The organism is Lentilactobacillus raoultii (assembly GCF_900411375.1).
Taxonomy (GTDB): domain Bacteria; phylum Bacillota; class Bacilli; order Lactobacillales; family Lactobacillaceae; genus Lentilactobacillus; species Lentilactobacillus raoultii.
Genome location: NZ_LS422986.1, coordinates 390667 through 405409, shown reverse-complemented (window position 1 = coordinate 405409; position 14743 = coordinate 390667). Strand labels below are relative to the sequence as shown.

The 14743-nt window shown below is 40.1% G+C and carries 14 protein-coding genes; 9 read left to right on the top strand and 5 right to left on the bottom strand.

Features of this window, described 5'->3' with window-relative positions:
- Nucleotides 1-33: 33 nt before the first annotated feature.
- The 4 genes from ED605_RS07655 (at nucleotide 34) to ED605_RS07640 (ending at nucleotide 4029) form a co-directional block, all read left to right on the top strand.
- Nucleotides 34-552, top strand: a complete 519-nt coding sequence (locus tag ED605_RS07655; RefSeq protein WP_121978294.1) for a QueT transporter family protein — start codon at nucleotides 34-36, stop codon at nucleotides 550-552.
- Between the two features lie 316 nt (nucleotides 553-868).
- Complete coding sequence (locus tag ED605_RS07650) at nucleotides 869-2170, top strand: acetylornithine deacetylase (protein WP_121978293.1); 1302 nt, start codon at nucleotides 869-871, stop codon at nucleotides 2168-2170.
- 74 nt (nucleotides 2171-2244) lie between these two features.
- A complete protein-coding gene (locus ED605_RS07645; protein ID WP_121978292.1) occupies nucleotides 2245-3363 on the top strand; it encodes a glycerol dehydrogenase in 1119 nt (372 codons plus the stop codon).
- 267 nt (nucleotides 3364-3630) lie between these two features.
- Nucleotides 3631-4029, top strand: a complete 399-nt coding sequence (locus ED605_RS07640; RefSeq protein WP_121978291.1) for a hypothetical protein — start codon at nucleotides 3631-3633, stop codon at nucleotides 4027-4029.
- Between the two features lie 31 nt (nucleotides 4030-4060).
- Here the strand turns inward: ED605_RS07640 and ED605_RS14605 are convergent, their stop codons facing one another.
- The 3 genes from ED605_RS14605 to ED605_RS07625 form a co-directional block, all read right to left on the bottom strand.
- Nucleotides 4061-4300, bottom strand: coding sequence for a hypothetical protein (locus ED605_RS14605; protein ID WP_162919770.1), 240 nt, complete (start codon nucleotides 4298-4300; stop codon nucleotides 4061-4063).
- A 264-nt stretch (nucleotides 4301-4564) separates the two neighbouring features.
- Nucleotides 4565-5176, bottom strand: a complete 612-nt coding sequence (locus ED605_RS07630) for a transcriptional regulator (protein WP_121978289.1) — start codon at nucleotides 5174-5176, stop codon at nucleotides 4565-4567.
- Between the two features lie 19 nt (nucleotides 5177-5195).
- Nucleotides 5196-6296: an ArsR/SmtB family transcription factor gene (locus ED605_RS07625; protein ID WP_121978288.1), complete on the bottom strand. Its 1101-nt coding sequence runs from the start codon at nucleotides 6294-6296 to the stop codon at nucleotides 5196-5198.
- Nucleotides 6297-6395: 99 nt separating this feature from the next.
- Between ED605_RS07625 and ED605_RS07620 the strand changes: the two genes are divergently transcribed.
- From ED605_RS07620 to ED605_RS07605, 4 genes are all read left to right on the top strand, one after another.
- A complete protein-coding gene (locus tag ED605_RS07620) occupies nucleotides 6396-7301 on the top strand; it encodes a ThiF family adenylyltransferase (protein ID WP_121978287.1) in 906 nt (301 codons plus the stop codon).
- Nucleotides 7288-8142 (top strand): methionyl-tRNA formyltransferase, encoded by an 855-nt coding sequence (locus ED605_RS07615; protein WP_121978286.1) that lies wholly within the window; start codon nucleotides 7288-7290, stop codon nucleotides 8140-8142. Before ED605_RS07620 ends, ED605_RS07615 begins: the two co-directional genes overlap by 14 nt.
- The gene (locus ED605_RS07610; protein WP_121978285.1) at nucleotides 8139-9500 is read left to right on the top strand and encodes an MFS transporter; all 1362 of its coding nucleotides are present in this window, start codon (nucleotides 8139-8141) and stop codon (nucleotides 9498-9500) included. Before ED605_RS07615 ends, ED605_RS07610 begins: the two co-directional genes overlap by 4 nt.
- 395 nt (nucleotides 9501-9895) lie before the next feature.
- Nucleotides 9896-10369, top strand: a complete 474-nt coding sequence (locus tag ED605_RS07605; RefSeq protein ID WP_121978284.1) for a hypothetical protein — start codon at nucleotides 9896-9898, stop codon at nucleotides 10367-10369.
- A 56-nt stretch (nucleotides 10370-10425) separates the two neighbouring features.
- Here ED605_RS07605 and ED605_RS07600 read toward each other — a convergent pair whose 3' ends face one another.
- On the bottom strand, nucleotides 10426-11169 hold the full coding sequence (locus ED605_RS07600) for a sulfite exporter TauE/SafE family protein (RefSeq protein ID WP_121978283.1): 744 nt from the start codon (nucleotides 11167-11169) through the stop codon (nucleotides 10426-10428).
- A 453-nt stretch (nucleotides 11170-11622) separates the two neighbouring features.
- Here ED605_RS07600 and ED605_RS07595 point away from each other — a divergent pair, with 453 nt between their 5' ends.
- Nucleotides 11623-12873: a Fic family protein gene (locus ED605_RS07595; RefSeq protein WP_121978282.1), complete on the top strand. Its 1251-nt coding sequence runs from the start codon at nucleotides 11623-11625 to the stop codon at nucleotides 12871-12873.
- Between the two features lie 336 nt (nucleotides 12874-13209).
- Here ED605_RS07595 and cls read toward each other — a convergent pair whose 3' ends face one another.
- The gene (gene cls, locus ED605_RS07590) at nucleotides 13210-14670 is read right to left on the bottom strand and encodes a cardiolipin synthase (RefSeq protein ID WP_121978281.1); all 1461 of its coding nucleotides are present in this window, start codon (nucleotides 14668-14670) and stop codon (nucleotides 13210-13212) included.
- Nucleotides 14671-14743: the final 73 nt, after the last annotated feature.

The window sequence follows — 14743 nt, the reverse complement described above, 5'->3', positions numbered from 1 at the left end:
AACTAAATAATTTAACTTAAGGAAGGAATTTAAATGAATTCTAAGACAAACGTTCTCGGCATCGACAGCGTGGTGGACCTCACCAAAGCTGCCGTTGTCGCTGCACTCTACATCGCGTTAACGATGGTCTTTGCAGCCGTAAGTTATGGGCCCATTCAGTTCCGGTTTTCGGAAGGGTTGAATAACCTGGTCCCTTTTAACAAACGCTACATTGTTGCCATCACTTTAGCCTGCTTCATTACCAATATCATGTCACCAAACGGGGCGATTGATATGGTGGTCGGAACCTTTGAAACCTTCATCAATTTGATCACCATTTATCTGGTAACCAAACACATGAAGTCGGTGATCGCCAAGTTGGTGGCATCAGTTCTGATCGGAACTTTCTATATGTTCATCATCGGTTTTGAAATTGCTATTATCGGCCACAGTGCTTTCTGGCCAACTTTCTGGGGAACCTATCTGACTGCCGGAATTGGTGAATTTGTCACCATGACAATCGGTGCGATTGTTCTCTATCTGATTAATTTAAAGTATGATTTAAGTAAATAAGTGTTACAGAAAAGAAGCTTTGGCAATTAATTTTGTGAGGCTTCTTTTTTCATACTAACTGTTGCTGAACACCCCAATAACTCACTAGAAGTTATTCTACCAAATCACTTAGCCTGTGTTATGCTAATAACAGCTAGGGGAGCATTTGCTGAGACCTGAAAAGGAACCCTTTGAACCTGAGAGTCAGCACTCGCGTAGGAAAGCCGTTATTAACGTGAAAACTAAAATCATTCAAAGATCGTTCCATCTCAATCGCTTCTCTGGCACTATTTCAAACTAATTGCCGAGAAGTGATTTTTAGATTGGAGCAAACATTATGACAACTACTAAAGCCCAACTTTTAGCCGCCATTGATCAGCACTCAGAAGAGTTGATTAAACAACTTGATCGAATTGTTGCATTTAACACGGTTTCCCCACCCGCCCGAAATACGGCCGACTTGCAACAATTAATTGACGAGGAATTAACAGCCGATGGTTTTGCGACCAAGCAACAACCCTTTTACAAAAGGGACCGCTTATTATCCGCCACTAAGCCTGGCACTGCTTCGACATCCCATCACAGTTTGATTCTAAACGGTCACGTTGACGTGGCGGCTTTGGAAAATCGTGACGACTGGCGAACAGATCCGTTCAAGCTGGTCAAGCAGGGTGATACCTTGATTGGCCGCGGCGTCAGTGATATGAAGGGTGCGATTGCCGCTGATTTATTTATTTTTCACTTACTCAAGAAACTGGGGATTCAATTGCCCGGTGACTTGAAATTCCAATCCGTTGTGGGCGAAGAACTCGGTGAAGCCGGTACCAAAACATTGCTTAAACAGGGTGAAACCGCCGATTTTGCGATTGTCGGTGATACTTCCGGTACTCACTTTCAGGGCCAAGGCGGCGTGATTACCGGTTGGATTACCTTGAAAAGCCCCCACACTTACCATGACGGTAACCGGATCTCGATGGTTCAAACTGGTGGCGGCCTCAAAGCAGCCAGCATGGTCGAAAAAATGATGGTGGTCATTTCCGCACTGCAGACACTTGAACGATACTGGGGCATCACCAAAAGTTATCCGGGATTTAAACCCGGCACCGATACCATCAATCCAGCCTATATCAAAGGCGGTATTCATCCGGCCTTCGTTGCCGACGAGTGCCGCTTATGGATCACAGTTCATTTCTACCCAAACGAAACCGTCGAGGGCATTGAAAAAGAAGTTGAGGAAGAGGTGATTACTGCCGCCAAGGCCGATCCGTGGTTGCGTGACAACCTGCCAACCTTTAAATGGGGCGGCGATTCCATGCTGGTAGATCAGGGAGAAGTCTTTCCCGCCCTTGAACTGGATCAAACCAGCCAGCCAATGAAGTTGTTAAAGAACGCTTACCAATCCGCCTTTGATCGTCAACCGGTGATTGGGATGTCAACCTCCGTTTCCGATGGCGGTTGGTTTGGCTATTACCACATCCCGGCAGTCATTTATGGCCCGGGTGAATTAGTCCAAGCCCACAGTGATAATGAAAGTGCCAGCTTTGATCAGTTACTAAAATACACTAAGTCAATCGCCGGATTTATTGTCGACTGGTGCCAATCAGAAAAAACATCGGATGAAGCTGACCACACTGAATGACTTTCCATTCACGGTTAAATCCCCTATACTTAATATGTGAACAAAATCACTTATTAGAATTAGGAGGCTTTTTCATGACTCAAATATTTGCAAGTCCCAGCAACTATCTTCAGGGACCCGGAGAATTATTCAACAGTGCCCCAATTATCGAAAAATATGGGCAAAAAATCCTGTTGCTTTCAGATCCAACGGTTTTGAAAATCGTTGGCAACCAATTCATGGATTATTTAAAGCAGCATCAATTTGACGTGACTCTGGCCACCTTTCAGGGCGAAGCATCCGAAGCCGAAATTAATCGAGTCACTGAAATCGGCCAAAAAGCTCAGTCGACAATCATTATTGGCCTCGGTGGTGGTAAAACCGCAGATTCAGCCAAAGCGATCGCTGATAACCTGGGGATTGCCGTCATGATCGCGCCTACCATTGCTTCAACCGACGCACCGTGTTCTCGATTGTCAGTGATTTACACGGACAATGGTCAGTTTGATCACTACCGATTCTACAAGAAGAATCCGGAAATTGTCCTACTCGACACTAAGATTATCGCTGGTGCCCCAGTCCACCTATTGATTTCAGGAGTCGCCGATGCTCTAGCAACCAACGTGGAAGCGATTGACGTTCGTAAAGCCAACGCTGACAACATGCTGGGAGCCAAGCAGACCATTGTGGCCGGTTCAATCGGTCAAGCTTGCGAAACAACATTGTTTAACTACGCGGAACTGGCTGTAGCGGCTAACCGGGCCCACGTCGCAACCGATGCCTTAAATCACATTGTTGAAGCCAACACCCTTTTAAGTGGCTTGGGATTTGAAAGTGGTGGCTTGGCAGCGGCTCACGCCATTCATAACGGCTTTACAGCACTTTCTGGAGAAATCCATCACCTGACTCATGGTGAAAAAGTTGCTTACGGTACTCTAGTTGAACTGATTTTGGACGGCAGTGATCAAAAGCGGTTTGAAAAGTTCCTAAAATTCGATTTACGACTCGGGTTACCAACCACATTGACCCGCCTTCATTTAGCTGATGCTTCCGATGATGATCTAATGAAAGTCGCCACTCAGGCATGTGATCCCAACGATACCATGACTTGCATGCCGACTAACATTACGCCCGCAGACGTCTTTGCGGCGATTAAAGCCGTCGACGAATATAGTCGTGATTTCCAGGGCAAATCGGTAATGGAATTGGATTAACCTAAATCAAAAGTACAGAGTTAAAGCATTAAAAAGTGCTCCTTAAACACCGATATAACAGTGCTTAGGGAGTACTTTTTTAATGCTGGTGTCTCTTCCAAATGACCAATCTCACGAGGAACTGCCCTATTCCGACACTTGTAGTCCTAAAAGTCAGCTTACTAAATGGCACTATTAGGCAAAAGCCGGTGATATAATGTGTTTGAAATTAGAAACAGCTAGTGTTTTGTTTATCGTCAAGTGACCATTTGAAATGATGTGATTAAAATGAAACCTATTAAAACCGCTAAAATTATTATTTTGTTTTCGGAATTATTAACCTTAATTGTGATATTGATTTCCGGTGTGATAACGTTGCAAAACAAAGTCCAGTCTCACAGTCATTACACACTAACCTCCCTAATCGCTTCTTTAATCTTGATCTCTGCATCATTTGGCGTCGGTTGGTTGATCACAACGCATAACCTAAAAAACGGCCTATATACCCTCACAATTTGGCAGCTTCTTCTGGCATTAGGAATTTTCTTTGTCCCATTTCTATCGCTATCAACCATTGGCACATCATTTTTGACGATCTCTGATGCAAGTCTTTCCATCCTAACCGTTATTTTAAGCATCTGGAGTGGCGTCTTAGTCTTTAACACTAAAGCCCACCAGAAATCATAATCTGGCTAACGCGCATTTGACCACCAACTACTCAATCATCGCTTGAATCAGAAAGCACATCAACCAGCCATGCCAAGATCACCATTGGGATTGCCGTCAATAAAGTTTGCCCGAAGAAATCCGTGAAGGTTTTGCTATTGGACCATCCCATCATTTCAAAAATAAGCTGCACAATCAAACAAATACCAAACCCGAAGAATGCGTCAAACGTATATCTAAAGAGCAAGGATGTTTTTCTTTTGAAAGAAATTTTAGCTAATAAGATTCGCAAATTAATCAACTCCATCAAACAGGAACCTAAACAATCAATTATCTTGATTACGATAATCGTTGCTTTTATTTGGTTAATCACAAATGTTTGGTTCTTTAGTTTATTAAGCACGGCCTTTGTGTCAGCATTGCTTATCGTCGTGTTGATCCAGTTTTTAAGGTCATTTAAAAACAGGTAAACAATTGCAACTGCCGATTTCAACAAAGCTGGTTTGATTTTCTCAAGTAATTTAGAGAAAGCCAAACCAGTTTTTTATAGCCGTTCTCAATAAGGCTTGTCCTCAAGAAATTTTTCCTTAAACCAACGTTTTAAAGGCAAATTTAGCACCACCTGCCTATTGCTTTCCAGTGTGACAACCTTGTCAGCTACCAACTGATCTAACATTTTAGTACCTAAAACGCCAGATAAGTGAGGTAATCGTTCAGAAAAATCAATGCAAGTTTGAATTTGAGATTGGCGAACAGGTTCACCTAAGTAACGGCTGAATCGGTGCTTGCCTGCCTCGCTTAAAACATACTTAGCCGGTGACTCATATCTAACTAATTTAGCCTGAATTAAAAGTTGAAATAATTGTACACCGGCCTGTCCGGCTAAATGATGATAGCAGGTCCTAGCCTGGCCAATTCTAATTACTGATTTTCGATGGGTTAATTTTTCCCATGTCCTCTTGCCAAGATCTGATATCGGACTAATGGACCTACTTAATTTAAAGTAATTTCGTCCAGCAAAGAATCGATGTTCAATTAGATTTTGATTTTCCAAAATTTTTAATTGATTCTCCCCTGACTGTAACGCCAAGTTAGTTGCCCTGCAAATCTCACGTAAAGTTAAAAAGCGCTGACAACTCAAAACTGACAGTAATTGGTTAGTTAACATGTTCAAACACTCCTCGTAATTAATCCGACTGATTTAGATATGTGTAAAAGCCTGGAATTAAATCATCAATCAAGTTAGTTGGTGAATACAAAACAAACTTGCGATCTTTTTGGGTTTTCACTAATTTAGCCTGTTTTAAAAGTTTTAAGTGATGGGAAACCGTTGACGCACTCATTGTCATAATTTGTCCGAGTGACTGAGTTGTCAAGGGTTCATCCGATAAATACTTCATAATTCGTAATCGCACTGGATCACTTAATGCATTAAATATTTCTGATAATTCATCCGGATTTACTTTGGTTTTAATCTTATTAAGTGCGTCATACGTAATGGTTACACCATCTTCGAAACGATCAACAAAAAGGTGTGGCCAAACAAAATAACTGGGAACCAGCAAAATAACGTCATGATTCCCTAAATTAATTTGTTGATCAAATGGCTTTGTCACCATCAACTGGTTTTGCTGCCAATGTAATCGATCAACTTCCAAGTGATTGATCAAATTCACAAAACCATGATCTCTTAAATACGTCGATTGATTCTTAATTTCATTAATTAAAAATTGACTTAATGACCGATCTTGCCACGTTTTATCAAAAACCGCCCTTCGATAGTCATCAATAAAGCCGAACAAATTCCCATAAACTTTTTGAGGATCTGACTGCAAGTCCGCCAATAATTGCTTAGAATTAGTTGGCTGATAGTCTCGCCACTCCAAGCTTTTAGCAAGTTTGGGAATAAATTGATTTTCCCGTTGTTGGGCAGCCTGTGCCAAGCTCTGCCAAACATTTTTGGGATTCTCGTGACTTAAAAACCGTTTTAGGTTATTAATTTCCTCATCTAAATCATTTGTGAGATTTTCAAAATTGTTAAAAAAGATTGGCGGAACACCTAGTTCATAAATTAATTCAAAATAATGAAGCTGGTTGAAAAAATCATCTGATAATGTTTGTCGAGCTTCTAATGCCCAATCAATATTCATCCCGTGATGACGGGGATTTAGAAGAACATGTAGGCTTCTAAACAATTCATTTAGTGGCGAATACACAAATTGAATCCGCTGAGTCAGTGTTTCATTGTTTTGTAACGCATAATCTCCAAAACTAATTTTAATCGTCATGTTTTATTTCCTTTCGATTTCAAAATTCCGAAATCGTTTGATTATATTACAAGTTGATCTTATCATGAAATTACAATAATTCAAAGGAGATCATTTCATATGATTCATGATAAAGAGCATTTAGTGTACACCGCTAAGGAAAATGAAGTAATGTATTGGGAACGAGTAAACAGAAGTTTAGGATGGCTTGGAAACTCCACAGAAGAGCAACATAAACGTCAAAATAAGTTAAAGAATGCAGTAATCGGAATTGCAGGTACTGGTGGAATTGGTGGTCAGCTTGCTCAACGATTAGTTCGTATGGGAGTCAGAAACCTAAAGTTAGCGGACCCAGATTCATTTGATATTTCAAATATGAATCGTCAAATGGGGGCCGATTTGAAACATCTCGGTAAAAATAAAGCCGAAGTTGTTGCTGAAATGACTTATAGCCTAAATCATGATGTTAACATTGCGGTTTATCCGGAAGGTATTACGACAAAGACAGCTACAGATTTTGTAGAGGATTGTGATTATATTCTTGACCAAATGGATTTTTATCAAATTGCTAACCGCTATGCACTGCATCAAGCATTTAGAAATTCTAATAAGGCCAAATTTATATTAAAAGTTCCTACAGTTGCACACGGTACTTACATCTTTAAATACACTAAAGATTCTATGCATATAGAAGATGTATACGGAATTAATCCAGATTCAAAGTTATCCCCTAAAGTTATTCATCGACTTATGGAGCGTATTATCCCACATATGCCAAATTATCCTTCTAAGCAAACTCTTGATAAATGGTTTATAGATTTAAAACGAATGCCGATTTTTGCTGCATGTCCTCCAATTGCTGAAGGAGTTTTAGCCGAGAGATTAGGTCAAGCAATTACTGGATTAGATAAGCTCCCTGGTGCAATTAGAATTCCCGTACAGCCAGGTTATGTTTATTTCGATACTTTAACTTGGGCAACAGAGATTAAATCAGGAAAGTGGTGGACAAACGATGAAGAAATTTAAAATTATTTTCTTTTCTGAGGTGAACTCAAAATTTGGCATGCCTTTTTTTAAAAGAATTGTTAAAGATCCACATTTTGAAATTGTTGCATTTGTAACAACACCCGCTGGTAAATTATGTTCATATTATGTGGGTGAACCAAATCCAGTGGATCTAGAAGAATTTGCCAAGTCAAAAAGCATTCCTGTTTTTCGCCCAACAAACATAAAATCAACCGACTTTGTGGCTAAGCTTAAGACTTTTTCTCCAGATTACATTATTATTGCAAATTATCAGAAAATTCTTCGAAAAAATCTTATTGTTTTACCTAAATACGAAGCTTTGAATTTCCATCCGAGTCCTTTACCACGCTATGCTGGACTTGCACCGTTCTTTTGGATGGCTAAAAACGGTGAACACAACAGTGGTGTTTCCTGCATCGAAGTCGCCCCTGAAATTGATGGAGGAAAGATTGTAGCCCAACTCCCTGTGCATCTAACAGGAGGTGAGACGTCACCAGAAATCCGAAACAAATTATTTGATAAATCCTTGAAATTATTAGAAAACGTACTACAGTCAATTATTTCAGGAACATTATCTGCCCAACCTCAAGATAAAAGTTTGCGGCAATATTTTGGGAACCCCTCAATGAACGATAGATCCATAACTGCCAATTCTTCACTACATGATGTTTTAGCAACAATGAGGGCATGTGCTCCAAATTATGCCTACCTATTTCGAAATGACAAGTACATCCCAGTTACAGCCGTTGGATATGTACTTCAAAATGGTTCTATTCCTTTTAGATGTCAAGGAGTACAGTTATTTTTCCAACCTGCCACTAATCAGGAGAAGGTATCATGACTAATCAGGTAAAGAATCGATTAATTCTTATAGTTGCTGGGATGGGAATGTTACTTTCAACATTAGATACCGGGATCATCAATGTTGCACTCCCATTTCTACAGCATGAGTTTCACACTTCCACTAGTACAACTGCCCTGAGCGTCGTTGGGTACACAACTAGTTTAGCCGTTCTGATTTTACCTTTGGGATATCTGAGCGACCGAATTGGTAAACTCAAAGTTTCTTTTATCGGATTATTAATATTTGGACTTGGGTCGATTTTATGTGGAATCGCCACAAACATTTTAAGTTTAATTGTCTTTCGAATTATTCAAGGAATTGGTGCTGCAGCTCTTCAATCAACCTCGGCTGCTCTAATCACAACGCTCATGGATAGTGACCAAATTTCAAGTGCACTGGGGATATTAGGAATCATGATCGGATTAGGACCCATCTTAGGCCCGTCAATTGGCGGATTTTTTTTAGCTATGAATGTTTGGCGGCTAATTTTCTGGATCAACGTTCCGTTTGCAATTCTAGGAGCAATTTGTAATCAATTATTGATTAACCAGGTTAATGAAAATTCAGAAAATAGACGTTTCGACTTTTTAGGTAGTATTATTAATGCTTTTATGATCATCTTTTTGCTAACTGGTTTTTCGCTTCTTAGTCAAAAAACAAATTTCAGATCAGCGTTAATTTTCATTATCGGTGGCGTGCTTTGCGGATTTCTATTCTACATTTTTGAATCGAAATCTACTCATCCCCTCATTAACTTTCGAGAATTTTCTAAATCACCTAAGATCTGGTTATTTTTAGCACAAACCATTATTTTTGGGTTTACATCTGCCGTTATCTTTTTGATCCCACCATTTCTTTTTGAAAAGATACTGCACATAGGCGTCGGGACAACTGGTCTGTTAGTTCTTGGTGCTCCAGCAGGATTAGTCATCTTTTCCAGAATTTCTGGCAATCGAAACGACGGAACCAAAAACCAAAAATTCAGTCTTTTGGGACTTCTAATTATTAGCATTGCTTTTACAAGCTTGCTCCTAGTAAGGACAAACTGGCCGGCTATTATCATTACGGGTTGTCTGTTCTTATTCGGAATCGGCGGTGGTTACTTCCAACCAGCCAACATTGCAGCTATTATGCAGTCAGGCTCTTTAAACAATCAAGGAGCTATTGGGTCGCTACAAAGAATGACGCAAAACATTGCCATTGCCAGTGGTACAGCAATTGGCTCAACGCTAATTAATCTAACAACTCCCAATCTGGCTCTTGGAATTCAGGTTAACTGGCTGCTAGCACTATTAGTTGTTGCCATTGTTCTCATTGCCGATGTAGTGATTAATTCACGTGATAAACCACTTTAAAAATTCCACGTTAACCCTATATAAAAATGAAAAACCGATTTAATTTTCTCAAATAATTATGGAGAAAGTTAAATCGGGTTTCTTTTAACAGCTTGACAACAAAATAGCAATGAATAAATTCCGGTAATTTCTTAGAGATTGTCAAGCCCCCTTAACATTCAAAAATAAAACTCTGACTTTGCTAAATGAGGTTGACTAATTAATCAATGACTACTGAAAACATTGACAAATAAATAGTATCGATGTTACAAATTAATATTAACGACTTGTTGATAGATAATCTGATTAATTTAAACGGCAATGGGTAATTTTCATAATGGAATACGACTACTACTGAAAAAATCACTTTAAATTTATTGAAACCTACTCTAACTCACATGTATGGGAGAGATAGCATGAAAAAAAGTTTCTGGGTGAGTTCAACCATCATTTTGCTGCTATGGTTATTGAGCGTGGGAGTTGCAATGGATTATGGCACACCTAATAATCACACCTTAACTCGAACAGCTAATCAATACCATCAGAAGCTTAATAATCACTGGACCATCACCAAAGCCGATCGAGCTGGTGACCTTATTTTAATGGGATCTACCAAGACAAGGTTAATTGTGCAGTTTCTACAAAAGCACCTTTTCTATTACCAAACCCTGGTCAATAGAACCTATTCGTTAAAAAGTTTACATTATCGAACAATCTATGACTTAATGCCGATTAAAAGAGCAAACTATTTTGTTTATGGCAAATTAAACTCCCGTAAACCAACCCCAACGATTGACTATCAACCAACTTCAAGTATGACAGCCGGAAAGTATCAACTTTGGTACGGTTTGGAATCAGGTAAGTTGAATCAAACTTTGCGTTTTCGATAAAAATAAAAAACTGGTTTGGTTTTCTCAAGTAATTTAGAGAAAGTCAAACCAGTTTTTCATAGATAAGCCTGATACCCCAAGATCACCGAGAGACCCAGGGCAAAAATACCAACCGCCAATTCGATTACTTTTGACGGAATATAACGCACAATAATCGGTCCAATGTAGCCGCCGACTGAGAGGCCCAACAATAACGGGATTATGACCGCCCAATCGATTGGCAGTCTGACAATAAACATCCCGGCCGCCACCACATTGTTACAAAATGATGCAAAATTGCGCATCGCATTATAAATAGCATAGTTTTCATCCACCAGTTTGGAAAGTACCGCGATCATCAGTAAACCAGCAGCTGCCCCAAAGTAACCGGTGTAAATGCCCACTAAAAAGACACCCAACCAACTGAGCCGCGTTGCCCACTTATTTTCGGCAGCCTGACTAGACTGTCTTTTAGGTATTAAGATCAAGATTCCGGCCAATAAAATGAAAATTGGTACCAACTTTTGAAAGCCAGCGTTTGAACTGTGGATTAAAATCAGGGCGCCAAATGCCCCACCAACGGTATCTAAAAGCGCAATCTGACCTGCCTGTTTCCAGTGATGCCGTAACTCTTTTAACGAAGCTGAAACAGTTCCCAATCCGGCTCCTACTTGAGCAACGGTAATTGTGGCGTTGGCCGTAATCGGCATCACTCCCACCGACAATAACACTGGGTACAAGGTTAAAGACGCCATGCCGACAATCCCCGTAAGAACACCAGCCACTAAGCTCATTAAGATTAAATAAACGATTGAAGCCATCATGATCCTTTCACATCAACGGCACTGTTGGTTTTGGTTACGCCTGCACTTACCAATATTTAACGTCATTATTATAACATGTCACACCCATAGTAATTCGTAATTGTTAAGCGTAGCAGGCCACTGGGAAATTAAGATCATTTGATCAAAAAGCGTTTCAGTTTGGTCCTGATATTTCGCCAAGGAAGCTGTTTGCTGAAATGTTAGTGCAAAATTAAGGTGATATTTTAACAAAACGGCTTTTTGTTAAAATATCACACAAGAAATACTTTTATATTTTAACAAAAGACCGTTTTGTCAAAATATATATCGAACATTCACTTTGTATTTCATCAAATAGCTCTTTTTCTCAAATAAATTTGCTAAAAGCAGAAGACAAACTAATAATTAGCTGTTTTGACCAAATACGATGTGATATAGTAAGAATTACCTAAAAGACTGGAGGCTTTTGAAATGACTTATCAGTTACTCTCAATTTTTAAATATAATGGAAGTGGGCCTTCAAAAAGCTTGGACGAAATCAACCAAGAATATCAACGGCGTTTGACGGGTTACTCAACCGTTGTGACTAACCTGTTCCCGGTTTTAGACCATCACGAATTCGAACAACTATCAACTTTTCCGTTATTCTTCATCCAAACTAACGAAATTAACACCTTAATAAACCAAGTCAACCGAAATTCAAAAAAAATTATCAAGCTTGCCCATCCCTTACCCGGCGTCGCAAAACACAGTTATACCCGCAAATTGTTAACCGCCGAAATTTATTTTACGAATGAAATTGAAGGCGTTAAAACAAGCCGAAAACAAATCGGGACTATTATTAGCGAGTTAAATACGAAGAAAAAATCGACACGACGGTTAGAATCGGCTATTAGGCTATATAACATAACATTGAGTGGCAAAACTTACCAAATCCAGACGCTTGAAGATTTTCGAAAGATTTACGATGACCTGCTTCGCGGCGAAATTCCTGAGTCCAAACAGCCAGATGGTCATTTATTTCGAAACAAAGCCGTTTATATTGGCACTGAGAGCCAAAAGATCCACAATCCACCTGTCAACGAACGTGAAATCCAACAAAAACTTATGCCATTAATTAACTTTATGAATGATGAAACTGTTCTCGATATTCCTAAATCACTAGTCACCCATTTCATGTTCGAGAACACCCACCCATTCTATGACGGCAATGGCCGAATGGGAAGATACCTACTTTCCGCTTATTTAGCTTCAAAACTAGACCCATATACCGGGCTCTGCATTTCCAGTGCGATTCACGCTAACCAAAGCGCTTATTACAAAATTTTTAAACAGACGGATGATGTTGAAAATAGAGCCGATGCGACTTTATTCATCACCAAACTTTTAGCAATTATTTCTCAAGGCCAGCAAGACGTCATTGAAAGTTTATCTCAATTGTCGGTCCAGCTCGAGAAGACTGCTCAAAAAATTAACGCCCAATTTAGTGATCCGATTGACCAAACTATTCTCTATATTTTTGCTCAATCTAAATTATTCAGTGATCGTGATGAAACCGGCATTAAAGATACTGAATTAAAAGAATTTCTATACGCTGACGCACCCCAAAAATTTCACAAACGCGACTTACAACGTCGAATTGATCGATTTGAAGCTGCTGGCATTTTAAAAAGGATCAAAGGAAAACCCGTCCAACACATTATTACAAACACCTGCATTTAAAACCCACTGTTCTTAATCCCGGCCTCACAACACATTTTTCACTCACAAAAAGCGCGCCATCATCCAAATAAGATGACGACTCGCTTTTCGAGATGGTAATCGCTGAAAGGTATCGGACCAATCATTGACCAACTTAGCTGGTCGGGTATTGTGTTACGTTAAATATCTCTGTTGTCATCGGCAAACTACTCGGATCTAGGCACGCTGACCTAGCGCCTTACCTAATTCTTGGCCTTATCCCTCGTTTGTCAAACAGGTGATTAGTCACTTCACCTTTCAACTTTATTATAAGCGAATCGGACCATTACTGACAAACAATTTGGCTCATCATTTTCCCTAAAGAATCGGTGATAACAAACGGCTAAAAGTTTGTTTGAACTTCAACCAGAGGGATTGCTGGTTAAACATGGCCGGTGTTTGCAGCTGACTAACTGAGATGTCATTTAAATAGATCTCGCGCATGGCCGTCGCAAATTTTTCATCATAAATAAACGAGTTGATTTCAAAGTTTAATTTAAAGCTCCGATAATCCAAATTGGCTGAGCCCACTGAGGCAATCTCATCGTCAATTACCATCGTTTTGGCATGCATGAAGCCCTTCCCGTAATAGTAAATCTTGACGCCCTCTTCAGCCAGTTGACGAGCATAGTATTGAGTGGCCCGGTAAACAAAGGGATGGTCCGGCATACTTGGAATCATGATGCGAACATCCACACCGGACATGGCCGCAATTCTTAAAGCGTCTAAAACACTATCGTCGGGAATCAAATACGGAGACTGGATCCAGCAATACTTGGTTGCCATGGTAATTAATTTGATGTAACCCATTTTGATCTGTTGCAGATCGGAATCCGGGCCACTGGACACAATTTGCATGTTGACGTTGCCCTTCGTGGTGGTTACCGGAAAGTACTTTGGCTGGACCGCTTCTTCATTAATCTGACCACGTGTACTAGTGGCATTCCAGTCCAGAATAAAGCGAGCCTGCAAGCCGAAAACCCCCGAGCCAATAATTCGAATGTGGGTATCCCGCCATGGGCCAAACTTTTTCTTGCGGCCTAAATATTGATCGCCAATGTTAAAACCACCGGTATAGCCAATTTTTCCATCAACCACGATAATCTTTCTATGATCACGAAAGTTGATTCGAAAATCCAGGAGAACTGAACGGGTATTCAAGAATGGATAAGCGTGACCGCCGGCATCGTTTAACGGTTGGAAAAATTTACGAGTTGTCCCCATCGACCCCCAAGAATCGTAAATCACTCGGACTTCAACACCTTGTTTAGCCTTCATCACCAGTAAATCACGAATCTCATTGCCAATCCGATCATTATAAAACGTGTAAAATTCAATATGGATACTTTTTTTGGCACTTTCAATATCCTCAATGACCCGATGAAACAAGTCGTTCCCATTTGTAAAAATGTGGACTTTATTTTGTCGTGCCAAGAATGCCGAGTCGGTGGTCATAAACATATCCACGGCATTTCGGTTGCGCCGCACCACATCATCAGCGGGTGTCTTATCGGCATGGCCTAATTGGCTGCGTTGTTCCTGGAGTCGCTCATCCAGTTGCATTTGAACGTGCTTATGTAATTTAAATAACCGGTTTTTGGGCAGTTTGCGCCCTAAAAAGGCGTAGGCAATAAATCCGACCAGTGGTAAAAAAACCAATACCAGCAACCAAGCCCAGATAGCCGCAATATCCCGTTTTTCTCGAAAGACTGTTAACACGGCAAAGATCGCGTTGATAATGACGACCGCGTTAAAAATAGAAGAGGCATCAATTGTCATATTTCCCTCCTGAAGCAAAATTTAGCTTATTATTAGAATAGAGCAGAATGAGTGATGACACAATTGATAATTT